This window comes from Bacillus sp. AR4-2 (assembly GCF_008274865.1).
Taxonomy (GTDB): domain Bacteria; phylum Bacillota; class Bacilli; order Bacillales; family Bacillaceae_G; genus Bacillus_A; species Bacillus_A cereus.
The window spans coordinates 1795422-1821094 of the sequence record NZ_CP031062.1 but is presented as its reverse complement, the minus strand read 5'-3'; the positions used below and the strand labels follow the sequence as shown (position 1 = coordinate 1821094).

Sequence of the window (25673 nt, the reverse complement as noted above, 5' to 3'; positions counted from 1 at the left end):
CACCATATAAATAGATTTTATTTGTATTATAATGGGAGTTTTATCAAAATTGTTGTTCCTATTCCTTCTTTGCTTGTAACACTAAGCACACCGCCATGAAGCTCTACCATTTTTTTAACGATAGCTAAACCAATACCTGCACCTGCAGCATGATTATTAATTTGGTAAAATGATTGCTCAATATATGGTAAATGTTCTTTAGCAATTCCAATCCCTTCGTCTCTTACCTTAATCACTGCTTGTCCTTCTATTTTAGTCGCTTCAATGTGTATTGTACTTTTTTTATGTGAATACTTAATTGCATTTTGAACAATATTCAAGAAAACTTGCTTTAACCTATTTCGATCTCCCATCAATTCAATTCGGTCTATAGTAGTAATAAATTGAATTTCCTTCTCTTCCGATTTAGGAGTTAATTGCCAAATCGTCTCCTCTAGTATATCGTACAACTGCACCTTTTGTTTATATAAATTAAAATGATTTGATTGTAATCTTGAAAAATCTAGCAATTCTTCTACTAAATGAATCAATCTATCTGTCTCACCTGAAATAATGCCCATACCTTGCTTTATTTCTTCTTCTGTTAAATGATCTACTGTTTTTAACGTCTCACTCCAACCTTTAATTCCTGTTAAAGGCGTTCGTATTTCGTGCGAAATAGAAGCAATGAATTCATTTTTCATCTGCTCAGCCTTATCTATTTTATAGGCCATATAATTTAAACTATGTGCCAATTCACCTAATTCTCCAGGATAATCTTCTTTAATTTTTTGCTTTAATGTGCCTTCTGCAATTTGTGAAGAGGCTTGAATAATGGATTCAATTGGCTCAACAAATGAATTTGCCAAACGTCTACTAATTAAGAAGGCGACTCCCGAAATAACAATACCTACAGAAATAGTAAACGTAATAATTTCAATAATCTTTTTATTTACATTTGTTAAAACAGTCGTATATTTTAAAACACCAATAGTTTGTCCTTGATGTATAAGTGGGCTTAGCACCTCTAGTTGTTTTTTATTACCTTTCGTAGTAACTTGATTATACATTTCACCTTCTAATAATGATTGTGGAATATTCACTTTACCTTCTACCTTTTCACCACTTGAAGATTGTATAACCGAGCCGTGACGATCAATTAACTGTAATTCTGTTCCTTCTAATTGAAAGCTACTAATTATGTCACCACTATATTCTTGTAATCGAATAAAGTATAGTGAATTGTATTCTGAAAAAAAACGTGTACTCGTTTTCGCATGAGACTCTATATATTGCACAATACCATTATAATAGTATCGATAAATTGAGACTGAAAATACAACTTCAAATAATACAAGCATAAGTGTAATGACCGTCATAAAATATAAAGTCACTTTCCGTTTCATCTCATACTTTCCTTCCACACATATCCTTTTCCCCACACCGTAAGAATAAATTCAGGTTCTGATGGATTACATTCTATCTTTTGACGTAACCGTCTCATATTTACATCTACTACTTTCGTCTCACCTACGTAATTGGTTCCCCAAATCATATTTAAAATTTCATCACGCGAAACTGGCTTTGAAGCCTGATTCATTAAATACTGTAATATCATATACTCTGTAGGTGTTAAATCGACTAATTGTCCATCTTTATACAATCTTTCTTCTATAATATTTAACGAAAATGGACCTGACGTAACAATATTCGTTTTTTCTTCATGTACTTCTATTCTTCTTAATAAAGACTGTATACGTGCAGTTAATACTACTGGACTAAACGGTTTTGCAATATAATCATCTGCACCTATTCCTAGTCCTTGCACCTTATCTTCATCTTGTACACGTGCGGTTAACATAATAATACCCATTTTTTTATTTTCTTTCCTGATAGCCTTACAAACTTCTAAACCATCAATCCCCGGTAACATTACATCCAGCAGTGCTATATCAACAGTTTGCTCACTCAAAATCTGTAATGCTTCTTCTCCAGTAGTAGCTTCTATTACATAAAATCCAGCACGTTTTAAATTTAAAACAATAAAGCTACGGATCGTTAATTCATCTTCTAAAACTAAAATTTTTGACATAATTCCCACCTCCTACTCTTGTTGATAATCCGCTAGCGGTTTTATATATGCTTTCACTTTTTCAAATTCCGATTGCTTCGGTACTGCATATACGTGAGAAGCCGTTTTAATTGCTGCGCTGTAGCCTTTTATATTGAACCATTCTTTCCGCTTAAAAATATGAACTTCAAGCCATATTTTATTTGTTCTTGTATCCAAAAACTTTTGAGAATTTGATTCTTTTTGCTGATCTGGTATTGTAATTTTCCCTATTAACTCTTTAGGAATTTTCACATAATACCCTTTTTCTATATCTATATATCGTTCTTCAATTGGTTTAATTCCAGATTCACTCCACTGTATGTAACGTTCAAAAAGCGGACTATCACCATGTGATTTATCCTCCCAACCTTTTGGACGTACAGTACGAACAAATTCAATAATGCCATCTTCATTAACATCTTTACTTTCTACAACATATTCATTAAATAAATCTTCTTTCCCACCTATAGGTAATACTTCATAATGATCCTGATCAAATTTTGCTACATAAGTTATACCTGAATGAGCGCCAACTCCTGCATCAATTACTACCGCCTTTAGTGATTTAGATATACGACCCATTTGTATTCTTTGAATACTATTTATAAATGGATCGTATGACACTTCAGATAAAGTCTTAAATTGTTCCATGAACTCAACTGTCAGCTTCTCATCTTTTTCAAATGTAACAAGGCTTATATCTTTCAGTCCATTTTCATTTAGATCCTCTATGAATAACTTCGTATAACTTCGATTATATATTTCCTTCATCTCTTCATTTTCTTCCGAAAAAACATACATAACATGTTCTAACGATTCACGATTTACAGAGATTCCGATTAACAACTCTCTCTTCCCGTTCCCTGTAAAATCACCGACTTCAACGATATCTACATCTCCACCATCAAATTTATGTGTGGACTTTATTCTCCAGCCATTTCCGATTTCTTCATATACGGCTAAATATACGCTATGATCTTCATTCGGCAATTTATAAAATAAGATGGCTTCTTTCTTATTATCTTGTTTAAAATTCATTGACCAAATCATCTGTTTATCTTTGTTAGACATTGGAGTAAGTAAGCGATAATTAACAGGTAAATCTTTATCAATTTGTTCCTTTAATTCATTAATCCATTTTTCATTTGTAGGAGCTTCCATTAGACTTGTTGGAGCTTCAGACATTTTACATCCAGTCAATATAAAGATAATTCCCATCATGCTTAACCATTTCTGCATATGATATCTTTCCTTACCACAAATTTTGAATATGTCCTTTTACTTTTTTACCTATCCATTATACTCATACATATGAGTATAATTTTTCTAAACTAAAAAATCGTTACAGAAAAGTTACAAATACATTCCAAAAAAAAAGATTGGCAAAAGCCAATCTTTTTTTATTATTCGTTTCGGACTGATTTTGGCGTTACACCTAAATGATCATTTAATTTTTTTGAAATATCTTTTACATTTTTTTCATTTGGAATGTAATAATAAATACCACCGATACGTTTATCTGTACCTTCTATTTGCATTTTTTCCATTTCCAAATTAGATCCTGCCATATTTTTTGTAATGGCCAGCATATCGTCAAATGTTAAGTTCGTTTTCATATTTTTATCAACCGCATCCAGTAAAGAGCCCATTTTGCTAATTGATTGAACAGACATCGCTTTTTTAGCAATTGCTTCTATTACAAGTTGCTGTCTCTGTCCACGCATTGCGTCACTATCAATTTTACGCGTTCTTGCAAGTGCAAGTGCTTGTTCTCCATTTAAATGTTGGTAACCTTTTTCTAAATGGATCATACCAGCCTGGTCTTTACTATCTTGTTCAGTGAAAGTAACTGGGACATCAATATCAATACCACCAATTGAATCGACAATTTGTACGAATGATTCAAAGTTAAACTTCACATAATAATCAACAGGTACATTTAAAAATCTTTCCACCGTATCGCGTGTACTTTCTACGCCACCAAATACGTGAGCATGAGTAATTTTATCTAATTTTTTTCTAGTTGGAATGTAAACACGTGAATCACGTGGGATACTTACTAGCTTAACAGACTTATCATCTTTATTAATTGTTGCTAATAAAAGTGCATCTGTTCGAACTGCTTCGCCATATTGGCTTTTTCTCATTTCACTTCCATCTACACCCATGATTAATATTGAAATATTATCCTTTAAAGGTTCGACTTCTTTATCACGCTTTGATGACTTATCAATTTTTGCATACGCATCATTTACAACAGCTTTTGCTTTATTATATATAAACGAACCATATCCTACTCCTCCAAAAATAAGTAGGAAAAATGGAATTAATATGAACCATTTTATTGACTTTCTTTTAGAACGCTTTTTATTACTTCTCGTATTTTGTTCTAATTCAGAGCTCATACCCATTCGCCTCTCTTTCTCTTTACCAAGTATAATGTAAGTCTATTTATCTTCATATTGAATTTCCTTTCACTAACCTTACAATTTTGTAAGGTTACTACTTAAACCCAATACGTATTCCATTTCACATTATACTCTCGTACTTATTTTTGGCAAGTCACTATTTACCAATTTCAAAAATTTAGCACTTCGCAACATGCGGATTTACAAATTTATTAACTCTTTCATTTTAAATTAGAATGTCTTTTTCCTAACAAACGATATGAATAAAGAATCCAGCTAATTATAAAATCTCTATGAATACAGTATATTTAACTTTATTATTTCTCAAACGGCGTATACACACTTTTCTTCCCCTGATTATCAATGTAAGCCGACTTTGCTTTTATTTTCGTTTTTTCTATTTCCATGTCTTCATTTGAGAAGTTCACAATGATTTTAATATCTTTTCCATAAGAAACAGATTGTACTAGCTTATCTTCTGACAAATACGCAAAATTCGTCATCTCTTCTTTTACTGCTTTTTCATGAACTTCATTCCAAACTTTTAGATGCTCTGTAATTTCTTTTTTATGCTTATTCCACTCTACTTCATCTAAATGGTACAACGGAGGAACATTATACAATAATTCAGACAGCATTCGATTTCCAACTTCATCTTTTACCTTTAAACTTCCCCATTCCCAATGATGCGTTGTAATAACGGAATCATTGTATACTAATTTATATAATGGTACCGAATATACTGGGTTTAAATATACTTGTTTATATTCTTCTTTCAATGGTACTTGTTTTGCATATTTTTCAGGCACATTTTGATTTGGTGACCAATATCCACCGACATAATACGGACTTGTTTTATTTTTCCGCATATCTTCATCGTCCCATTTAATAACAGGTGTTTCAATTCCGTGTGCAAATGCAATCGTACTACTAGCAAAATCATTTCCGCCTTCAGAACCAACGACCATACCCTTTTCTTGCGCAATGTAGTCCATTCGTTTTAAACGTGCTTTTAAATCTTGCTCTTGCGTCGTTATATGTTTCGCTGAATAGTCATCGTAAATTTCACCTGTCGCATCACAATCAATAAACCATGAATTATATTTAGGACCATTTTGTAATATATCATTCATGCGTTCCTTTACACTAGGCAGCGATAAAGTCGGGTTTAATTTGCGACCTCTACCTAAAAAGCCTTGCACCTTTTCTCCGTTTTTCTTCGTTACAGTAGCCTCTTCGTATAATGATGGGTCATTAAAGGATGCTGTGTTCCAATTTTTATCACTTTTTTCGTGAATGGAATGATATGAATCATACGGACCAACTAAATACCCCATTTCCTTAGCTTTTGTTACGAAATTAGGTTGCATAAATCCTTGTTCCCAGTTCGGCAGACCAATCCATGCTTTTTCTATTCCTGCCTCTTTCATTTCCTTTAGTATGTCCGTTCCATCTGCATTACCCCATTTACTTACCTCTTCAACCGCATCACCAAGTAGCGACTTTAATAAATGCTTATTTAAGCTATACGATTCTGTATTCGTTAAGTGACCTACACCTTTCTTTAATAGCACACTAGCTTCCTGATTAACGTTTTGAAAAATATCCTCTTTATAAAATTCCTTCATAGATAACACTTCGTTTATATAACGTAAAATAACATTTTTTTGATACTTATCAATAAAATCTTGTTTACTTACTTGATCTAATACATTCAGTTCCCCAGGCTCTGAACTATTCTTTTGAATAAGTTCTTTTATATGACTAAACAGCGGGCTATTTATTTGCTCTCTTAGTTTTGACCAATTTATATTACTTTCTGATAAACCATTTTGATTCCAAAAATAAAAATGCGCCGCTCCATATAACTTTTCGATTTCTTTATTTTTTCTAGCCTTTTCTTGTAATGTTTTAAATTCACCTTTTCGAACAATATCATCCTTATACAGTTTAGTAATGCTTACCGCATCATTATTTGTCACATATAATTGAAATCCATATGTTTTATTTTTATTTATGCTCGGAAATTCATGTGTAAAATCAAATCCTATTTTCGGATCCGAATGAAATTTCAATTCATTATTAAACATATTCGTTGCAATATATACAATTGAATATTTCGAACCATTTAATGCGAAAAACTTCATAGAAAATGATTCAGCAAATGAATATGCATCATCCTTTAAAAACTTCTTCCAATTCTCATCATTGCTCGGAATTTGCTTACCCTCCCATAATGGAAGTGTATAATTTTCAGCTTCTACTTTCGGCCATGTAAAGCTTTCTGCACCAGTCGATTCCACTTCAATGTTTAAGTGGTCTTTTTTCTTTTCTAATTTTATTTTTACTTTTTGATCTGGATATTCCCACGATGTACGATCCTTTTCTTTTTTTACATTCGATACCTTCATTTTCGGTAGGGGTTGTGATGCCTGTTCCTTTACCCCCTCATGTTCTACAGTTAATGTGAATGTTTCTGGATTTACATCATAAGTAAAATCTTTATACGTCGCTTTCTTTATTTTAGACTCTTGTACAGCATTACTACCTTTTACGTCACAACCGACTAAAGTTGAAAACGACATAGTTGTAAGAAGACATATCGCTATCATTTTTTTCATCCTCTGCACCTCCACCAATGAATATACAGATGCTTTGTTACAGGAATGTGGCAAAAGATAATAGAGCTAGCATTTTGCTAGCTCTGTTTGGAGTATTAAAAGTTGATATGAACAACTATAATTCGCTTAGAAGATATGTAATACAGTAACTGCATTTTTTCTCAACAATTATGAAACTAAACAAATCAAAATTTTAACAAGCATTCTTCAACTGAAAAAATAAGTGTATACAATGTATCCTAAAAGTAGTACTAAAATGATTATTCCTGTACCTTTCCAATTCATACCGCCTGTTATATCAACTGGACTACCCGTTTCCGCTCTATTGAGTCCGTCACGTAAAGAACCCGTAGGATTACTTTTTAATTCACTTTGTCTCATACGCTCTCTTTTTTCTTCTGGTGACTCTTTATTCATTTAATCACCTCCAAAATGAATGCACTCTTTACTTACATTATTCAAAATCAACATTTGTTTTATATTTTTTCCGAAAAAACCTAATTTAAAATAGGTTTGCAACGTAAAGAAAGCTAGCCATGCCAGCTTTCTTTACGATCCAATATGCTCTTCCTTATTTACAATAATACCTTTATGGTCGATTTCAAGCTCACATACTTTCATATCTGTAAATACTCTCGCTAATTGCTCAGTGATTTCTTGACGCTTCTCATATGGCGTTAATATAAAAATAGATGGCCCCGCACCGCTAAGTGCTGTGCCGTACGCACCAAATTCTTTTGCGCATTTACGAATAGATGGTAATAATGGTACGAGTTCTAAACGATATGGTTCGTGAAAATGGTCTCTCTCCATCATTTCACCTACAACTTCCCACCGCTTTTGACATAATGCAGCTACTAATACGTTACTTATCGCACTAGCTTTAACTGCCTCATGAAACGGAAACATCTTTGGTAATACAGATCGACTTTCATCTGTATTTAATTCTGCATTCGGAATGAGAGAAATTACACCCAATTCCTTGCTCTCAATTCTTACGACGGAAACATCCTTTCCATCAAGTGCTCCAATTACAGTTCCACCTAATATAGAAGCAGCAACATTATCAGGATGTCCTTCAAAATTTGTAGCAATTTGAACTTTTTGATCAGCAGTTAAGTTCAAATTGCCTAGTTGATTCGCAAGCTCTATCCCAGCTACAATCGCTGATGCACTACTTCCTAGCCCTCTCGTTAATGGGATATTACTAGTAACTTCTATTATATGGGATGATATAGAAGGACATACTTTACATGCCGTGCTAACGATTAAATTTTTATCGTCTGTCGGAATTGATTCTTCAAAGGAATGGATCACTTGCCATTTATCAGCTTTTTCTTTAACCACCACATCTAAATACAATGACAAAGCTATTCCAACTGAATCAAATCCAGGACCAACATTCGCCGTACTAGCAGGGACACGAACGCTAAATGGTATCACGACATAATCACCCCTTTAATATGATCTTTAATTTGTTCTATATCATTTGACACACTTGCGATGTCTAGTTGATTTGAAGAAATAGCGATATCAGGATCCTTCAAACCATTTCCAGTTAATACTGCAACAACTGTTTCTCCCTTTTTGATTTTTCCAGATTCAACATGTTTAATTACGCCGGCTAATGAAGCATTTGATCCTGGTTCAGCGAAAACTCCTTCAGTTTTTGCTAATAACCTATACGCATGTAAAATTTCTTCATCTGATACCATATCTATTTCACCACGAGACTGCTCGGCAGCCTCTACTGCATACGACCAACTTGCTGGGTTACCTATGCGAATCGCTGTTGCAATTGTTTCAGGTTCTTCAATTACATGCCCTTTTACAATTGCAGCTGCTCCTTCCGCTTCAAAACCATGGATTCTTGGCTTCTTATAACCTTTTTCTTTCTCATATTCACAGAAACCTTTCCAATATGCTGTAATATTTCCTGCGTTCCCAACAGGGATAGCTAGAACATCTGGTGCATTTTGCAATTGGTCACAAATTTCAAATGCTGCCGTTTTCTGCCCTTCAATTCGATAAGGATTCACTGAATTTACTAACGTAATCGGCTCTTCTGCAGCAATATTTCTTACAGCCTTAAGTGCATCATCGAAATTCCCTTCTATTGAAATAATTTCAGCTCCATAAGCGACCGCTTGCGCTAATTTTCCATGTGCAATCTTTCCTTCTGGTATTACGATAATGCATTTCATCCCAAGACGTGCCGCATATGCTGCAGCTGATGCTGATGTATTACCTGTTGATGCACAAATGATTGCTTCTGAACCTTCTTCTTTCGCCTTAGCAACTGCCATGACCATACCACGATCTTTAAAAGAACCTGTCGGATTCGCTCCTTCGTACTTACCGTATAGCTGAATCCCTAATTGTTTTGATATATTTAATAATGGAATAAGTGGCGTGTTTCCTTCCATTAAGCTGACATCAGGTGTATTTTCATTCACTGGTAAATAAGACGCATACTGTTTTAATAGTCCTTTATACATATTGTTTTTCCTCCTCAATAATGTAGTAACTGTTTATTTCACTTGCGACAGCTTCTATCGCTTCTAAAACTCGTTCAAATTGATACTTGGAAGTTCGATGTGTCACAACAACGACTTCTGCCAGTTCACGGTTTAAAGGTAATTGAATAACCTCTTTTAAACTTACAGAATAATTAACGAAACATTCTGTTATTTTTTGTAACATCCCAGGCTCATCTCGTAATGAAATACGTAAGAAATATTTCGAAACTACTTCTTCATCACCTTGTAATTCATAAGGAACTGGTTCTTTTAACGCACTTTTATTTTTCGGAACTTGATTCATATTTTTAACGATTGAAATAATATCACTTACTACAGCAGAACCAGTCGGTAACTTCCCAGCTCCGGGTCCATAAAACATTACTTCTCCTACCGCTTGGCCATGGACATACACCGCATTAAATTCATTATTCACATTTGATAATGGATGCTGGCTCGGTAAAAGCGTCGGTTCTACACTTAAATGAATGGCTGGTCCTTGTTTTTCAGCCTTACCAATTAACTTCATAATAAATCCTAACTTTTCAGCCATTTGTAAATCTTCTTTTTCGACCTTTCGAATCCCTCTTACTTGCACATCATCTAATGAAACATTCATCGAAAAACCTAAGTTTGCAAGAATTGCTACTTTTCTTGCCGCATCTAGTCCATCTACATCTGCTGTCGGATCCGATTCTGCAAAGCCTAATTTTTGTGCTTCCTGTAAAGCCTCTTCATAAGACCATCCATTTTGACTCATTTTTGTTAACATATAATTTGTTGTACCATTTACAATTCCCATTATTTTTTCAATTTGATCTGATGCTAGCCCATCAGTTAGTCCTCTTAACACTGGAATACCGCCCGCTACACTCGCTTCGTAACATAAATCACAATCATTATCGTTCGCCAGTTGAAGAAGCTCTGCACCATATACAGCCATTAAATCTTTATTTGCTGTTACGACATGCTTTTTATTTCGTAAAGCCTTAACAATATGCTGCTTTGCTTCTTCAATTCCACCCATTACCTCTACTACAATATCAATATTTGAATCATTTAGAACTTCATCTGCATGACTTGTTACTGCAATTCCATCAATACAAACATCGCGTTCTTTTTCCAAATCACGTACAACGACTGTTTTCACTTTCACTTCGTATCCTGTATCAAGTGCGATTTTTTTATAATGTTCTTTCAAAATATGAACAACACCACTTCCGACCGTACCTAAACCTAATACCCCAACATTTATAACGTTATTCATCTTCTAATCTCCTCCTAAAAGTTTAATTGTTACATCTATAAATCACCTTACTCTGCTTTTTTGTCATGCAGGTGGTGGTTATTTCCGTACTTATAAATCGTTTCATATTACCGCACCTCCTTTCAAAGTAATAAAAAAACACACTCTTCCCTAGGAAAGGGACGAATGTGTTTTCGTGGTTCCACCCTTGTTCCAATCTAGACGTACCTCCTCCTAGATTGCTCAAGTTCAGATAACGGCTGATACCGTCAATAATTACTAGATTACTCGTTCACTATTGAAGTTCAAAGGTGGTAAAATCATTTCTCGTGTTAGGAAGCTCACACCCTTGGCTTCCCTCTCTGTAAACCGTAAAAATGATTTCGTGTCCTTATCGTTACTTTTTTCGTTCATGTTTATTTGTTAACTCATTATACTCGCATAAAAAACAAAATCAATAATATTTTTAATTATTTTAAATTTTCAATCTATAACACTATAAAAAAAACACATTCTTCCCTAGGAAAGGGACGAATGTGTTTTCGTGGTTCCACCCTTGTTCCAATCTAGACGTACCTCCTCCTAGATTGCTCAAGTTCAGATAACGGCTGATACCGCCAATAATTACTAGATTACTCGTTCACTATTGAAGTTCAAAGGTGGTAAAACCATTTCTCGTGTTAGGAAGCTCACACCCTTGACTTCCCTCTCTGTAAACCGTAAAAATGATTTCGTGTCCTTATCATTACTTTTTCGTTCATGTCTATTTGTTAACTTATTATAGTTATCAACTTTTTAAAAAGCAAGCCTATTTTTACTAACTATTTTCAAAATAATTTTTTATTATATTTCACAATAACATTATGCAACTGCCACTCAATTTACCTATTTTGTCATTTCTCCAGTTTATAAATCAACGGTTCATATATAAAGTGAAACTTTAATCAGTGGGGATTTTGTTTATCCCCACCTAACTTCTTTGTTTTCGCTGAATTTTGAGGTAGGAATCTTACTGCCCGTTAATGCGGGATAAATTCCCCATTCTAAAACCCGTACATACCCACCTTACAAAACTATATCAATAAAATTTTCAATACAATCTTTTTGTATAACTTTCTTCTAAAGAACGTGCAACATCTTCTTCTGAAGTATTCACTTTCGCATGCTCCAGCAACATTTTTGCTGCTGAAGGTAACTCTTTTTTATTTAACCAAGATTCTGATTCCCACATCTTAGAACGAATAAACGCTTTTGCACAATGAATGTAACACTCTTCTATTTCAACAACAATTCCAAGTAACGGATTGCGTCCATTCGCCTGCATTTCTTTCAAAATTTCTTCGTCGTTTGTAATATATGCTCGGCCATTTATTCTGAGTGTCTCCCCAAGACCTGGAATAAAAAAGATTAGTCCTACACGTGGATTTGAAATAATATTCAAAATGGAGTCTATACGACGATTTCCTGGTCTTTCTGGAATGATAATTTTATTATTATTGAGTACGTATACAAATCCAGGTGCGTCTCCTCTCGGCGAGGCGTCACACTCCCCCAACTTATTTGCAGTAGATAATACTAGAAAAGGAGATTTAGAAAGGAAATCTACACAATGGTGGTCTAATGATGAAATAACTTTTTTCAATGCTCGCTCACTTGGTTGCCCCAATATTTTTCGTAACTCTTCCTCTGTTGAAATAATCGATTTTATTTCCATACGCTCTATCTCCACTTATAATCGCCCCTTTTTCTTTATTTTCCCAAAATTCAATACGAATATTGTATAATAAAATTTGCAGAAAGGGGAATTAAAATGACAGAGTGGTTAACAATATTTGATTATGAAAGAAATACACTTGGGAAGAAATTACGCGATGAAGTGCATCGTGACGGTGATTGGCACGAAACATTTCACTGTTGGTTTGTAGAAAAAGATGCTAAAGATATATTCTTATATTTCCAGTTACGCTCTAAAAATAAAAAAGAAGCTCCATGTATATGGGATATTACTTCAGCTGGACATATTATGCATGATGAAGATGTACAAATTGGTGGTCTTCGTGAAATCGAAGAAGAATTGGGGCTTTCCTTTCAAACTACTGATTTAGTATACAAAGGAATCTTTAAAATAGACTATGAAATTTCAAATCTTACTGATCGTGAATTTTGTCATATGTATTTTCACAATGTCATCAATCCACTTCCATTCGCACCAGGTGAAGAAGTAGACGATGTGATGAAAGTACATGCAACTTCTTTTCTACAACTATTAAATGGAGAGATTTCATCTTTAAAAACAATTTCAGTCTTAAACAATAAACCGATTACGATAACATTTGAAGATATTTATCCGTATGATCTTGCATACTATGAATTTGTTGTTGCACAAGGAAAAGAACTACTAAAAAATAATAGTTTGTAAATATAATAGGACTCCTATCTATCATTGACTGAGAGTCCTATTTTCCTTATCATCATTGTTCAATTGTCTTTAATCTGTTCTCTACTCGTATAAATAAGCGAATGATTAACAATACCATAACCACCATAATCGCTATTATTGTATGTGGATATCTAAACAGTATACTAATAACACTTCCAATTAACATCATGATAAATCCGTTTTGCTTCATCACTTCTACACTATACCTGTTACCCGCATCCCATAATTCCTTATTTTTCATAGATCGTTTCGTACGATAACCATATGCCGCATTAATATCGGTCGGTGGATTTTTTTGAAGAATAATTGCCGCAAGTATAAAAATAATACCAATCAATATGCTTATTCCTATGTTTACGAGTGCATCAATCAATTATACCCCACTAACTTACACTTTCATTATACGACACAACCTTTATTTTTCCAATTTATAACACATTCACTTTCTTTCTTTCGATGTCTGGAACATACTTGGAAGTGTTACAAAACGTGCCCCTTTCGTTTTTAACTGCGGAATGATTTTGTCTAGTGCATCAACAGATCCTTGTAAATGCCCACCTGGAGTAGAATGCTGCAGTATGACACTACCTGGAAATGAATTCCCTAACACATTATTTGTAATCGTATCGGCACTTACACCTTTCCAATCAACTGTATCAACACTCCACTGTACAATCATAAAATTTTGCTCAGTTGCCCAATTCAATTGATTTTCAAGTATTTCACCATACGGTGGACGTATAAATTTAGGGGCATAGCCGGCTAAACGTTTTAATATTTCTTCCGTTTTTATAATTTGATTACGGTACTCAACGTCATTTACTTTCGCTAAATTCGGATGACTGTACGTATGATTACCAATTACATGCCCTTCATTTGCAATACGCTTTACTACGTTCGGAAATTTTTCTGCGTTTTCACCAAGTAAGAAAAAAGTAGCTTTTACATTATGTTGTTTTAACTTATCTAATATTTTTGGCGTGAATTCTAAATCTGGTCCATCATCAAATGTAAGAGCGACTTCCGCTTTATTATACGGTCCTGAAAATGCGTACGCATATTTTTCAACCCATGAAAATGGTGTCCACGATCCACGATCATATGCTTTCATTTGTACTTCATAATTTTGAGGGATATATGCGTATGGCAATGAGTTTATATAGTCTCCATAATAAAATGAATTATATGGCATATAAGCATACGAAACATCTCGTTCTAGTCCCCATTGATATGGAGCAAACATTTGTGGCGAATAAAAATAATACATGATAAAAAACCTCCCTAAATTTTCATATGTGATTCATCTGCACTTTGTTAGAGAAATTGTTATTCATAAACAAAAATAAGACTGTCCTTAATTAGGACAGTCTTACTACTTTATATTATTAATAAATTGATGTACTATCTTTTGGCAAAGCTTTCACATGTTTTAAATAGTTCGTCACTTTATCATCCTCATCTTGCGGATATTGATATTCATACGTGTTAGCGATTTCGTTCGCCACTTCCCTAAATAAATCACTCATGACAAAGAATGACTCCCATATGTTTTCATATTCAGCATTAGAAAATGTCCTTTTAAATTGCTCCCACATATCTTCTTCAATATATTGCTCGAAATGCTTTCCAAACTTCCCTGTATTAACTGTAAAGTCTGTTTTCATACCAATATGCCATTCTAGCATTACAATGAACATATCTCGCACTGGTCCTTCAAGCATTCCTTTTGCATAAGAAAGTTCCTCTCTCCATAACCCTTTTGCCACATTTGTACTACACCACCAAAATTCATTACAGCAATCCAAAAACTCTTTTTCTGTAGGCTTTTTTATTAAGTAATCCTTATCGCTTGCTGGCGGGAATCCTTCCATACAATTATCTTTATCAAGAAGCAGTTTACTTAAACTATCTTGTCCAACGAACTTTTTTATTAACTCAACTGGAACTAGCGTTAAATCAATCCGATTCCCATCCATGAACTGCATTAAATACGGAAACTTCCCATCTTCATCTGGTTGAACTAACGACATTTCTTCTGGCATTTGTACTATCATTATTTCTCCAAATCTATGAACCCAATTATGATTAGACGTAAAAGATTGTATATCATTTACAACATACATAATATCATAGTCTTGAAAACAATCTCTTTTCACATTTGGATTTACACGCGATCCATTCATGATAACTGCTCGAATTCTTTCATCCTCTTTTGCTATATTTATAATTACGTCTAACATTTCTTTTTCAGTTCTCATCTACTTATATCCTCCAATTTTTTAATATATAATATAGTGTTATGTATATTGGAGGTCCACGAGCTAATCTCGTTATACACGATACATGTTATAATTTTTGAAACTTCTTTTTCATCCTTTTTCCTCCTTACATCACTCTTTTACAACTGCCATCCCTTTCAATTTCCCAATGCTTTCTACCATTCACTTTTAATTATACCGAAAATTCTGTCTCGAATACAAAAAATAAAGAAGGGACATCTACCCCTTACAGAATAGATATCCCTTCTTTTAAAGTTAAATTTAATTCCTATGGATTAGTAGACCAAAGCCCAGCAGATTTAATAAATGTACGTTTATTTAATTTCAGCTGCGCTACGATAAATTCTGCAATATCTTCTGCTTGCATTACTTTATCAGGGTTTCCATCAGTTAATCCTAAATCTACAGCCATATCAGTTGCTACTGTACTTGGAGTTAAAGCTGTTACACGAATGTTATGTTTGCGAACTTCCATCGCTAACGATTCTGTTAAGCCAAGGACACCAAATTTAGAAGCACTATATGCACTTGTTACAGGTGCACCTTTTTGTCCTGCTGTAGATGAAATGTTAATGATATCACCAGATTGTTGTTCAATCATGCTCGGTAAAGCTGCACGAGTTGCATAGTATACACCCATTAAGTTTACTTGAATGATTTTTTCCCAATCAGCAACGTCTAGTTCTAAAAACTTACCGAATTTAGAAATACCAGCGTTATTAATTAAAATATCGATAGATCCTAAACCATTTTTTAACGTTTCAATCGCAGTTGTTACTTCTTCGTATGAAGAAACATCAGCAGTTGCAATAACAGCTTTTACACCTTCTGCTTCTACTTCTTTCGCTACAGCTTTTAAGTTTTCTTCTGAACGAGCTAATAAGCCTACATTTACGCCTTCTTTCGCTAATGCGATTGCTACAGCGCGACCAATCCCTCTACCTGCTCCTGTAATTAAAGCATTTTTACCTTGTAATAATTCTGCCAAGTATAACACTCCTTAATCATCTCAGTTATGTATTATATTAAAATTGTATCTATGTTTATGTAAAAAGGCAATGATGCACTTTCATGTGCGTAGGTTACTTGTAGGTAACTGTAGAAAATTACTATGCATTCATTACACGTATTTATCATTATTCATGCAAAATAAAGACACCCTCCTCATAAGAGAGTGTCTGCGTATGAAATAAAAAATGGTTCTTTATCACTACACTATTTTTCTTCATAATTAGGAATACGCACAATAAATTCAGTACCTTTTCCTTCCTCACTCTCCACTTTTATCTCTCCTTGATGAAGGTCGAGTACTTTCTTTACAATAGCTAAACCTAAGCCACTTCCTCCATAGGCACGATTTCGTGAAGAATCCGCTTTATAAAAACGCTCAAAAATATGTTGTTTCTGTTCTTCTAATATACCAATTCCTGAATCATGGATACGCACTTCCACTACTGTCTCATGTTCCTTTAACTGAATAGTAATCGTACCACCGCTTGGAGTAAATTTAATACTATTATGAATTAAATTAATCCACACTTGACTCATACTTTCTTGGTCAGCAATAACATATACTTTTTCTAAATCTAGTTCTAACTCAATTTCTTTTTCAGCCCAGAGTGGTTCACTATTTAACACAATTTGCTTTAATTGTTGATCTAATCGATAGCTCACTCTTTCTGGTGTATACTCCTCTGATTCTAAAAGAGTTAGCTTTAGTAAATTTTGACTTAGTTTAGATAATCTCGTTGTTTCAGTTTCAATAATGGTAAGATAATGCTTTCTTTTTTCCTCAGAAAGATTATCGTCTTGTAGTGCTCTAGCAAATCCTTTTATAGAAGTTAACGGTGACTGTATTTCATGAGAAACATTCGATACAAACTCTTGTCTCATTTTCTCCATCGTATTCAGTTCATCTGTCATATCATTTATACTTTTTACGAGCACGCCAATTTCACCATCATACTTTTCTTCATTTCTTATTTTTACGGAGAAGTCTCCTTTTGCAATTTTTTGTATCGGTTCAATAATAGTCCAAATCATTGCCTCTCGTTTTGGCCTCATTAATATTCCAATCAATGTCCAAATAAGAATAATAAATACAAAACCGACCATATCACTAATTAGAAAGGCAACAAACGGCGATACGTTTACGTCAAAAGCATTCAATATACTAGTTGCTACATAAAATGCGATAGACCAAATGATAGTAAGAAAAGAAAAGAGCGCTAATACCGCTCCAAATACTTTCAGCATCTTCAACTTACTCATTCGTTTTCTTTTTCTCATTTACTTACCTCTAAGCGATACCCTAATCCTCTTATTGTTTTAATACTAAATTTCGACTGCTCTTCTTGAAACTTCTCACGTAACCGATTAATATGAACGTCTAGTGTACGTTCATTCCCTTCAAAATCATATCCCCATATTTCTTCAATTAATTGCTCTCTCGAACAAGTTCTTCCCGATTTAGACCCTAAAGTAAAGAGCAGCTCAAATTCTTTTAACGGTAACGTAACCGTTTGTTCTCCAGATGTAACTTCGAATGTTTTACGATTTAATAATACATTTCCAACTTGAATCGATTGCGAAACTGTAATTTGGTAACGTTTCAATAATGCCTTTACTCTCACTACTAGTTCTATAGGATCAAATGGTTTTACAAGATAATCATCTGTCCCAAGGTGAAATCCTTTTACTTTTTGTGATGTTTCTCCTTTTGCAGTTAGCATCAGAACCGGGATATCATAGTATTTTCTTAATTCAAAACATACATCAAATCCATCCATATTTGGCATCATGATATCAAGAATAACCATATCGACTTTTACGTCATCCATTTTCTGAAGTGCATCTACTCCATCAATTGCCTCATATGTTTGAAAACCTTCTCGTTCTAAAAATACAGAAACGAGTTCTCTAATGTGTGGATCGTCGTCTACTATTAAAATTTTAGGTATCAAAGGAACCATTTCCTTTCTACTTAGCATCTAATATATTTTTTAAAAATGAATCATCAGTGGAGTAAAATCCCACTGATGATTCATTTTATAATGCACCCTCTTTAATTTTCAATTGCTGCGTTGCAAACTCACGATACATATCATGCGTCTGTAATAATTCATCATGCGTACCACTACCTGTAAGATTCCCTTTTTCAATAAAGATAATTTTATCTGCATCTACAACAGTAGAAAGTCTATGTGCAATCACTAATGTTGTTCTGCCTTTCATTAAGTTATTTAATGCTTTTTGAACGACAGACTCAGATTTACTATCTAAGCTTGAAGTTGCCTCATCGAGCATAAGAATTTGCGGATTTCGAAGTAACGCTCGGGCAATAGCAATTCGCTGTCTTTGCCCCCCAGAAAGCTTCACACCGCGTTCTCCAACTTCTGTTGCATAACCGTTTGGTAAGTCATGAATAAATGCATCAACATATGCCATTGCTGCTACTTTTTCAATTTCTTCATCCGTTACTTCGCCCTCGACGCCATAACAAATATTATCACGAATTGTTCCATCAATTAACGGACTATCTTGTGATACGTAACCGATTTGACGTCGCCATGACTGTAATGAATAACTCGTAATTGATTCTTCCCCTAATTTAATGGCGCCACTAGTTGGCTCATAAAAACGTTCCAGTAATGAGAATAACGTTGTTTTCCCACTACCACTTGGTCCTACAATCGCTGTCACTTTTCCAGATTCAATTGTGAAATCAATATTTTTCAAAACTTGCTCTTCTTCGTTATACTCAAAATGTACATTTTCAAGAACGATCGGTTGCTTAGCATTTGTCACTTTCACACCAGTTTCATGATCTTCTACTTCATATTCTAAAATCGTACTAATTCTTTCCGTTGCACCAATTGCCTTTTGGAATTGTGTAAAGAACATAGATAATTGACTCATTGGCATTACAATTTGAACTAAATACAAAATAAACGCTACAAGTTCACCGGTTGTTAATGCACCGCTAGAAACTCGCATCCCGCCATATCCTACGATAATAACAAGTAGTGCCATTAAAACAAACGACATAACTGGCGAAATTAATGCTTGCACTTTTCCTTCTTTCAAACCAAATTGTAATAACTTTTGTATACCTGTATTACCCGTTTCATATTCTCTTTTTTCTGTATTTGAAGATTTCACTAAACGAATTTCTGATAACACTTGCGTTAACACACTTGTAAAAGATGCCGTTTCATCTTGAAGCGCTTTTGAAATCTTATACATTTTTCGTCCAAGTGGAACTAAAATTAATACAGACAACGGAATAACCGTTAAAAGTAACGCAGTCATTTTCCAATCTAAAACAAATAATACAATTAACGATCCAACAATTGAAATACCGCCTGTTAATAAGTTTGACAAATGCTCAGAAATTAACGTTTTCACTACACCTGTATCATTCGTCATACGGCTAATTGTATCACCTGTTCTATTTTGATCGTAATAAGATACCGGCAAGATAAGTACCTTTTTCCACAAACGTTCTCTTAGTCCCGCTACAATCTTCTGCCCAATATAATTTAGTAAATATATAGACAACCCTGCCGCAATAGTTTGCATTACAAAGAAAGCAACTAATCCAACAATTTGTCCTGCACTAATTGAAGAAAGCGAAAAATTATCTACTAATCCTTTTGTCAGCATAGGAATAAATAAACTCGCTCCCGTAGAAAGCAAACTCATTAATAACGCAAAAACTAAAATTCCTTTCGGAGGATTTGTATCTTGAATAAGGCGTAAAAACTTCCTCCAACTCCCTTTTTTCTTCATTTCATTTCTAACTTCCATTCCTGTTCATCTCCTCGTGGTAAACAAAACTGTTCTTTCTAAAATTAGAATACGATACAAATGTAAACTGAATGTAAACACACTTTTTCTATTTTTACAAAATATACATAAAAACTCATCTTTACAACAGATATAAACATCTGATATTATTACCTGGTACTTAATATTATTCTATGTAAATTATAGATAAATAATTTACAACACGATATAAATCTCCAGTTAGTGAAAGGAGTATCCTTTTTGCAAACAAATATACATTCTGAAAAGGAAACAATTATTTTTATTCATGGATTAGTTGGCAATCGTCGCGCCTTCAAAAAGGAACAAAAACGTTTTTCTTCCTCCTACAACATTATAACTTATGACTTATTAGGTCACGGTGATGATAAAGGAGAAGCAATCGACTTTTCATTACAGCGCCTCGTAGATCAATTATTAAACTTATATGAGCAAGAAGGTATTAAAAAAGCACATATTTGTGCGCTAAGTTACGGCTGTTACATCTCTACAATTTTTGCACAAATGCATCCAGAAAAAGTATTAAGTATTTGTCATATTGGAGGACATTACAATAACCCTTCTCGTTTATATAATGTATTTCAAAATTTTTGGGAGAAGCGAGGAGATGAATACTCTAAATGGCTCTCTCAATACGCAAATACTATTTTTCCAAGCGGTATATTAAAAGCAAATCCGTTCGCAGTCATTTCAAGAAATATTTACTACCGTTTCGGATTACAATTACATTCATCCATAATTGCCCAGTCATTACGACATCGGTTAGAATTCGATTTAAAATCTAAATTAAAATCACTTCCTCACCCTATACTATGGGTAATGGGAGAGCATGATCATCTCTATAAATCTTGTCTATTTGATTTGAAATCTATTTTGCCTAACGTTCTATATAAGGAAATACCGTTAGCGGGACATGCAGCGAACTTATTTCGTCCTAACTATTTCCATGACTTATATGATCGATTTTTAAATGGAAAGTTAAAATAAAAACTATTAAACTTCCAATTTATTCAACTATAAAAAGGCTTCCCAAGTTTCCTTGGAAAGCCTTTTCTCTATACGAAAAGTATATAAAACTACTTTTTCTTAGTATGCTTTTGTGTAACCTAATAGGTGCTTGCTCCAGTAAGAGTTACTTACAGAACTAATACGTACACCAGTTGCATCTGTTTCTGCACTAATGAACTGACCGTTTCCTAAGTAAACACCCATGTGAGAAGGACCTGATTTATAAGTATTTTGGAAGTATACTAAATCACCTGGTTGTGGATTGCTAGTTTTTGTTTTAGAGCTCCAGTATCCAGCAACTGTTTGACGAGCGCCTTTATGACCAGTTTGATTTAATACGTAGTGAATGAATCCACTGCAGTCAAAACCAGCAGGTGTTGTACCAGCAGTTCTGTATGGTGAACCATTTAAAGATCTAGCGAATCCAGCGATTGAAGATGTATCTCCACCTGTTGTTGGTTTTTGTACGTCTTTACCTGGTTGTTGAACGTTATTTGTAACATTATTGTTATTTGTAACGTTGTTTACTCCGCCTTTTACAAACTTAACGAAGTCTGCACTTACGTAACCTGTGCGGCCGTTATGGTTAATTTTGTACCAACCATTTTCAGCACCAGTAACGTTTAATACTTTACCATTTGTTACTCCACCGATTACAGCGTTGTATGTAGCTGGGCCTGTACGTACTTTTAAAGCACCAGTGTTAACAACATAAGAACCACCAGTTTGAACTGTTGTAGTATTGTTGTTTGTAGTTGGTTGTTGTGTTTCGTTAGATACAGCAGAACCACCTTTTGTTACGAAGTCTTTGCTTACGTATCCAGTTCCACCATTGAAGTTGATTTTAAACCAATCTTGTACTTCACCTACAACTTGTACTGTTTTACCTTTGTTTACAGAACCTAATACTGTATGAGATGTACTTGGGCCTGTACGTACGTTAAGTGAAGAAACGTTTACTGTGTAAGTACCTGTTCCTTGTTGAACAGTCGTTCCTGTTTTGCCACCAGTCGTTACGAAGTCACCACTTACATAACCTGTTTGACCATTTACGTTTACTTTGAACCAACCATTTTCTTGTCCAACTACTTGTAGCACTTGGCCTGATTTTACTTTAGAAATAACGTTATGTCCTGTACCAGCACCTGAACGAACATTTAATACATCAGCAGTTACTGTGTATTTTAATTCAGAAGTTGTTTCTACAGTTTTTGTTTCAGTTACAGTCGTTTGAGTTTGAGTTTGAGTTTGAGTTTGAGTTTGTCCATTAATTTCTTTTAGCGCTTCATTTGAAACTTGTGCATGAGCAGAATCCATTCCTGGAACTGCAACGCCAGCTACAGAAGCTGCTGCTAAACCTGCAATTACTTTTTTCATAAGTTGTCTTTACTTCCTTTCCCTACTATCCTCTTAAAAAAAACTAAAACTTTAATACTTTACAATATTATCAAAGTAAAATATTCATCCAGTTCCATTTTTTAGCAAGAGTTTTATTTTTCACACAGAGTTCATTTTAAATGAACAAAGTGAAATCCGTGTGAACTTCATGTGAACTTTATCATTAAACACAGTGTTTTTGCAATGGTTTTTTCAAATTTCTTATATATCGCATGAAAATTCGACATTCCATTTAATATTTTAATATAAAATATCCCTTTTCTATCTATTATAAAAAATTCTATTAACCTAATACAAACTCAAGTATGTATTTCCTTATAAAGCTCCTTACATGAAGTATACTTTCATCATGACAAAAATCACTCTATTTATCAATAGTATAATATTTTTAGAAAACTAAATTTCTATACTATCTACAATTTTGAAATAATTTGACGAATTGTAAGATTTATTTCACAAAAGCCATTTCTCCTTTAAAGAAAACACACACTATATCAACTGTTCTCTTTTTCTTATAATGGAATTTATAGGATATTTATAGTATTATATACATATCTTAATAAACAAGAATTTTAGCGAATTGATTAAAGTTTCATTCCCTTATAAAATGAAACTTTAATCAGGAAGGGTTTTATACATCCTCCGCTAATTATTAACCCTCACCACTCGGGCTGCCCATTAATGCGGAGTTTTATTGGAATAAAAAGAGGAGGCATATTTGTGAGAAATATAATAGATGATCCAATACAAAAAAACATAGAGCTATACTATGCTTTTATTCAATTCGTTTCAATGATAACATTACAAAAAGTATCAGCTATTGAAACACGTAAAAACGAATTAAAAAATCAGATGAAAAATGCCGGACAAAAAAACCCTTATTACGTATAAAAAAAGGTGAACAGGTTATATTCCTGTTCACCTTTTTAAATTATTTATAAATTTTCACACGGTCCTCTAGCGGTTGGAATTCTTTTTCACCAGCATGTACTACCGGTTTACCAAATGGCATTTGCGCAATAAGTTTCCAATTCTCTGGAACATCCCACTCTTTTCTCACTTCTTCATCAATTAGCGGATTGTAATGCTGTAACGTAGCACCAAACCCTTCAATTTCTAAAGCTGTCCAAATTGCAAATTGTAACATTCCTGATGATTGCTGAGACCAAGTTGGGAAATTATCTTTATATAATGCAAAGTTAGCTTGAAGGCTTTCCACTACTTCACTGTCTTCAAAATATAAAACCGTTCCATAACCACTTTTAAATGCATTCATTTTTTCTTCAGTAGGTGCAAAGTTATTTTCAGGTACAATTTTTCGTAACGTTTCTTTCGTAATATCCCATAATTTATCATGTTGTTCTCCTAATAAAACAACAACGCGAGCACTTTGAGAATTAAAAGCTGAAGGTGTATGTTTTACAGCATGATAAATCACTTCTTGAATTTTCTCATCAGAAACTACTTGCTCTTTACTAATTGCATAAATAGATCTTCTGTCTTCAATTGCTGAGTAAAAATCTTTTGCCATCATAATTCCCTCCAATTTTCAATTGAGGCTATTTCATATGTATATATCATATTACGCCCCTCAAACTTATTATTAATAAGCTTATAACTTTATAATATCACAGCAACAAACAAACTCAAATAATAACACTTATATTTAGAAGCTTTTTCCTTTTTAAAATAAAAATAAAAAGACTGTTTGTTGTTATCTAAAATTAGTAACAACAAACAGTCTTACTTATGTAGCGATCTAGATTCGTATTTTACTTACTTAATTAACTAATCCAAATGCATACGACATTAACTTATTTGTCTCTGTAAAACGTTTTGTTTTACTTGATGTCCCCATGACCACTGTAATAATTCGATTATCACCTTGCTTTGCAGTCCCAGTAAAACAGTATCCTGCACTATCTGTAAATCCAGTCTTTAGTCCGTCTATTCCTTCTATATATAAACTTTTATTATTTTTATTTAACATGTCGTTTGTGCTTATAACATTAATATTATTAAATGCTAGCTGACTTTGACGTAAGTGAGTCACTTCTAATATTTCCGGATAATCTTTTATAAGATGATACGCCAATTGTGCTACATCACCAGCCGTCATTTTTGTTTCACTTCCATCTGGCTCTTGTAATCCAGAAGCATTTGCAAATTTAGCATGTTCCGACATTTTTAACTGTTTCGCTTTTGCATCCATAAGCTGAACGAAATCTTTCTCCGATTTTGCCATATGTTCTGCTAAAGCCACAGCTGCATTATTAGCTGACTCAATCATTAATGCATGATATAAATCTTTAACAGTTAATGTGTCATTAACTTGTACTGGGATTCTCGCTCCCTCTGTTTGTGCCGCCTTCGCACTCATTTTCACTGGATCTTCCCAGCGAACTTTCCCGTTATGTATACTCTCTAGTAGGAGATACGCTGTCATCATCTTAGACATACTAGCTGGTGCAAAAGCTTCATTTTCATTATATTGATAAATAATATCTCCATCACTCGCATCGATAATCATAGCTGCTTTTGCGTTAATTTCTGGTGGGATGTACTTTGGCGGGACTACTTTTTCAGTAAATCCTGCTTTAGGTAGTTCTGCCACTTGCAAAGGTTGTCCCTCTACATTCGCTACGCTCTTTTGATTTCCTTGGAATAAGAACCAACATATCCCTAAAATAATGACTAATAGGACTGTCATCCTTCCCCATTTTAACCGATTCATTTCAAAACTCCTTTAGCAAACCTTTTATACACTCACATTTAACCTTATCAACAATTCCTTTATATAGTCAAGGTAAAAGGTATATTTATTCATATACAGCA

General features: G+C 33.9%; 23 protein-coding genes and 2 other annotated features. Of the genes, 3 read left to right on the top strand and 20 right to left on the bottom strand.

All coding sequences use genetic code 11. The features are described from left to right. Nucleotides 1-26: 26 nt before the first annotated feature. The 10 genes from DN399_RS09460 to DN399_RS09415 form a co-directional block, all read right to left on the bottom strand. Entirely contained in the window at nucleotides 27-1385 is a 1359-nt protein-coding gene (locus tag DN399_RS09460; protein WP_000824532.1) for a sensor histidine kinase, read from the bottom strand. Further along, nucleotides 1382-2071 carry a response regulator transcription factor gene (locus DN399_RS09455; protein ID WP_000036071.1) on the bottom strand — a complete coding sequence of 230 codons (690 nt, stop codon included), beginning with the start codon at nucleotides 2069-2071 and terminating at the stop codon, nucleotides 1382-1384. Before DN399_RS09455 ends, DN399_RS09460 begins: the two co-directional genes overlap by 4 nt. Before the next feature lie 12 nt (nucleotides 2072-2083). After that, a complete protein-coding gene (locus tag DN399_RS09450; RefSeq protein WP_001174867.1) occupies nucleotides 2084-3331 on the bottom strand; it encodes a hypothetical protein in 1248 nt (415 codons plus the stop codon). A gap of 164 nt (nucleotides 3332-3495) precedes the next feature. After that, nucleotides 3496-4497, bottom strand: coding sequence for an LCP family protein (locus DN399_RS09445; RefSeq protein ID WP_001987131.1), 1002 nt, complete (start codon nucleotides 4495-4497; stop codon nucleotides 3496-3498). Between the two features lie 320 nt (nucleotides 4498-4817). Beyond that, nucleotides 4818-7121, bottom strand: coding sequence for a glycoside hydrolase (locus tag DN399_RS09440; protein WP_049107620.1), 2304 nt, complete (start codon nucleotides 7119-7121; stop codon nucleotides 4818-4820). A gap of 207 nt (nucleotides 7122-7328) precedes the next feature. Next, nucleotides 7329-7538 (bottom strand): DUF6366 family protein, encoded by a 210-nt coding sequence (locus DN399_RS09435; RefSeq protein ID WP_049107619.1) that lies wholly within the window; start codon nucleotides 7536-7538, stop codon nucleotides 7329-7331. A 132-nt stretch (nucleotides 7539-7670) separates the two neighbouring features. Then, nucleotides 7671-8564 (bottom strand): homoserine kinase, encoded by an 894-nt coding sequence (thrB, locus tag DN399_RS09430; RefSeq protein ID WP_049107618.1) that lies wholly within the window; start codon nucleotides 8562-8564, stop codon nucleotides 7671-7673. Continuing rightward, nucleotides 8561-9619, bottom strand: coding sequence for a threonine synthase (thrC, locus tag DN399_RS09425; RefSeq protein WP_000276438.1), 1059 nt, complete (start codon nucleotides 9617-9619; stop codon nucleotides 8561-8563). Before thrC ends, thrB begins: the two co-directional genes overlap by 4 nt. Beyond that, nucleotides 9612-10907, bottom strand: coding sequence for a homoserine dehydrogenase (locus tag DN399_RS09420; RefSeq protein WP_001066898.1), 1296 nt, complete (start codon nucleotides 10905-10907; stop codon nucleotides 9612-9614). Before DN399_RS09420 ends, thrC begins: the two co-directional genes overlap by 8 nt. 154 nt (nucleotides 10908-11061) lie before the next feature. Then, nucleotides 11062-11293: a binding site (T-box leader), on the bottom strand. Nucleotides 11294-11409: 116 nt separating this feature from the next. Beyond that, nucleotides 11410-11641 (bottom strand) — a binding site (T-box leader). A gap of 335 nt (nucleotides 11642-11976) precedes the next feature. Beyond that, a complete protein-coding gene (locus DN399_RS09415) occupies nucleotides 11977-12615 on the bottom strand; it encodes a pyridoxamine 5'-phosphate oxidase family protein (protein ID WP_000402142.1) in 639 nt (212 codons plus the stop codon). A gap of 81 nt (nucleotides 12616-12696) precedes the next feature. Here DN399_RS09415 and DN399_RS09410 point away from each other — a divergent pair, with 81 nt between their 5' ends. Then, nucleotides 12697-13305, top strand: coding sequence for an NUDIX hydrolase (locus DN399_RS09410; protein ID WP_049107617.1), 609 nt, complete (start codon nucleotides 12697-12699; stop codon nucleotides 13303-13305). Between the two features lie 52 nt (nucleotides 13306-13357). Here the strand turns inward: DN399_RS09410 and DN399_RS09405 are convergent, their stop codons facing one another. The 7 genes from DN399_RS09405 to DN399_RS09375 form a co-directional block, all read right to left on the bottom strand. Continuing rightward, nucleotides 13358-13699, bottom strand: a complete 342-nt coding sequence (locus DN399_RS09405; RefSeq protein ID WP_000564329.1) for an SdpI family protein — start codon at nucleotides 13697-13699, stop codon at nucleotides 13358-13360. 66 nt (nucleotides 13700-13765) lie between these two features. Then, nucleotides 13766-14593, bottom strand: a complete 828-nt coding sequence (locus DN399_RS09400; protein ID WP_000291222.1) for a peptidoglycan-N-acetylglucosamine deacetylase — start codon at nucleotides 14591-14593, stop codon at nucleotides 13766-13768. 118 nt (nucleotides 14594-14711) lie between these two features. Further along, nucleotides 14712-15584 carry an aminoglycoside 6-adenylyltransferase gene (locus tag DN399_RS09395; RefSeq protein WP_001258539.1) on the bottom strand — a complete coding sequence of 291 codons (873 nt, stop codon included), beginning with the start codon at nucleotides 15582-15584 and terminating at the stop codon, nucleotides 14712-14714. 289 nt (nucleotides 15585-15873) lie between these two features. Further along, nucleotides 15874-16593: a 3-ketoacyl-ACP reductase gene (locus DN399_RS09390; protein ID WP_000818985.1), complete on the bottom strand. Its 720-nt coding sequence runs from the start codon at nucleotides 16591-16593 to the stop codon at nucleotides 15874-15876. Nucleotides 16594-16820: 227 nt separating this feature from the next. Beyond that, nucleotides 16821-17894, bottom strand: coding sequence for an envelope stress sensor histidine kinase HitS (gene hitS, locus DN399_RS09385; RefSeq protein ID WP_049107615.1), 1074 nt, complete (start codon nucleotides 17892-17894; stop codon nucleotides 16821-16823). Then, nucleotides 17891-18568 (bottom strand): envelope stress response regulator transcription factor HitR, encoded by a 678-nt coding sequence (hitR, locus tag DN399_RS09380; protein WP_000612414.1) that lies wholly within the window; start codon nucleotides 18566-18568, stop codon nucleotides 17891-17893. Before hitR ends, hitS begins: the two co-directional genes overlap by 4 nt. An 85-nt stretch (nucleotides 18569-18653) precedes the next feature. Next, a complete protein-coding gene (locus DN399_RS09375) occupies nucleotides 18654-20414 on the bottom strand; it encodes an ABC transporter ATP-binding protein (protein WP_049107614.1) in 1761 nt (586 codons plus the stop codon). 240 nt (nucleotides 20415-20654) lie between these two features. Here DN399_RS09375 and DN399_RS09370 point away from each other — a divergent pair, with 240 nt between their 5' ends. Further along, entirely contained in the window at nucleotides 20655-21419 is a 765-nt protein-coding gene (locus DN399_RS09370) for an alpha/beta fold hydrolase (protein WP_001194309.1), read from the top strand. A gap of 99 nt (nucleotides 21420-21518) precedes the next feature. Here DN399_RS09370 and entFM read toward each other — a convergent pair whose 3' ends face one another. Beyond that, nucleotides 21519-22817, bottom strand: a complete 1299-nt coding sequence (gene entFM / locus DN399_RS09365; protein WP_000755496.1) for an enterotoxin EntFM — start codon at nucleotides 22815-22817, stop codon at nucleotides 21519-21521. 741 nt (nucleotides 22818-23558) lie between these two features. Between entFM and DN399_RS09360 the strand changes: the two genes are divergently transcribed. Further along, nucleotides 23559-23729: a hypothetical protein gene (locus DN399_RS09360; protein ID WP_001244279.1), complete on the top strand. Its 171-nt coding sequence runs from the start codon at nucleotides 23559-23561 to the stop codon at nucleotides 23727-23729. Between the two features lie 40 nt (nucleotides 23730-23769). Here DN399_RS09360 and DN399_RS09355 read toward each other — a convergent pair whose 3' ends face one another. Next, entirely contained in the window at nucleotides 23770-24372 is a 603-nt protein-coding gene (locus DN399_RS09355; RefSeq protein ID WP_001987122.1) for a nitroreductase family protein, read from the bottom strand. Between the two features lie 246 nt (nucleotides 24373-24618). Then, the gene (locus DN399_RS09350; RefSeq protein WP_001080877.1) at nucleotides 24619-25572 is read right to left on the bottom strand and encodes a D-alanyl-D-alanine carboxypeptidase family protein; all 954 of its coding nucleotides are present in this window, start codon (nucleotides 25570-25572) and stop codon (nucleotides 24619-24621) included. Between the last annotated feature and the right edge of the window lie 101 nt (nucleotides 25573-25673).

Bases quoted from the DNA above. Each gene is read 5' to 3' on its own strand.
- hitS (WP_049107615.1), bottom strand. From the start codon at position 17,894: ATGAGAAAAAGAAAACGAATGAGTAAGTTGAAGATGCTGAAAGTATTT.
- DN399_RS09440 (WP_049107620.1), bottom strand. From the start codon at position 7,121: ATGAAAAAAATGATAGCGATATGTCTTCTTACAACTATGTCGTTTTCA.
- DN399_RS09435 (WP_049107619.1), bottom strand. From the start codon at position 7,538: ATGAATAAAGAGTCACCAGAAGAAAAAAGAGAGCGTATGAGACAAAGT.
- DN399_RS09355 (WP_001987122.1), bottom strand. From the start codon at position 24,372: ATGATGGCAAAAGATTTTTACTCAGCAATTGAAGACAGAAGATCTATT.
- DN399_RS09455 (WP_000036071.1), bottom strand. From the start codon at position 2,071: ATGTCAAAAATTTTAGTTTTAGAAGATGAATTAACGATCCGTAGCTTT.
- DN399_RS09460 (WP_000824532.1), bottom strand. From the start codon at position 1,385: ATGAAACGGAAAGTGACTTTATATTTTATGACGGTCATTACACTTATG.
- entFM (WP_000755496.1), bottom strand. From the start codon at position 22,817: ATGAAAAAAGTAATTGCAGGTTTAGCAGCAGCTTCTGTAGCTGGCGTT.
- DN399_RS09375 (WP_049107614.1), bottom strand. From the start codon at position 20,414: ATGGAAGTTAGAAATGAAATGAAGAAAAAAGGGAGTTGGAGGAAGTTT.
- DN399_RS09445 (WP_001987131.1), bottom strand. From the start codon at position 4,497: ATGAGCTCTGAATTAGAACAAAATACGAGAAGTAATAAAAAGCGTTCT.
- thrC (WP_000276438.1), bottom strand. From the start codon at position 9,619: ATGTATAAAGGACTATTAAAACAGTATGCGTCTTATTTACCAGTGAAT.
- DN399_RS09400 (WP_000291222.1), bottom strand. From the start codon at position 14,593: ATGTATTATTTTTATTCGCCACAAATGTTTGCTCCATATCAATGGGGA.
- DN399_RS09450 (WP_001174867.1), bottom strand. From the start codon at position 3,331: ATGCAGAAATGGTTAAGCATGATGGGAATTATCTTTATATTGACTGGA.
- DN399_RS09395 (WP_001258539.1), bottom strand. From the start codon at position 15,584: ATGAGAACTGAAAAAGAAATGTTAGACGTAATTATAAATATAGCAAAA.
- DN399_RS09410 (WP_049107617.1), top strand. From the start codon at position 12,697: ATGACAGAGTGGTTAACAATATTTGATTATGAAAGAAATACACTTGGG.
- DN399_RS09350 (WP_001080877.1), bottom strand. From the start codon at position 25,572: ATGAATCGGTTAAAATGGGGAAGGATGACAGTCCTATTAGTCATTATT.
- DN399_RS09420 (WP_001066898.1), bottom strand. From the start codon at position 10,907: ATGAATAACGTTATAAATGTTGGGGTATTAGGTTTAGGTACGGTCGGA.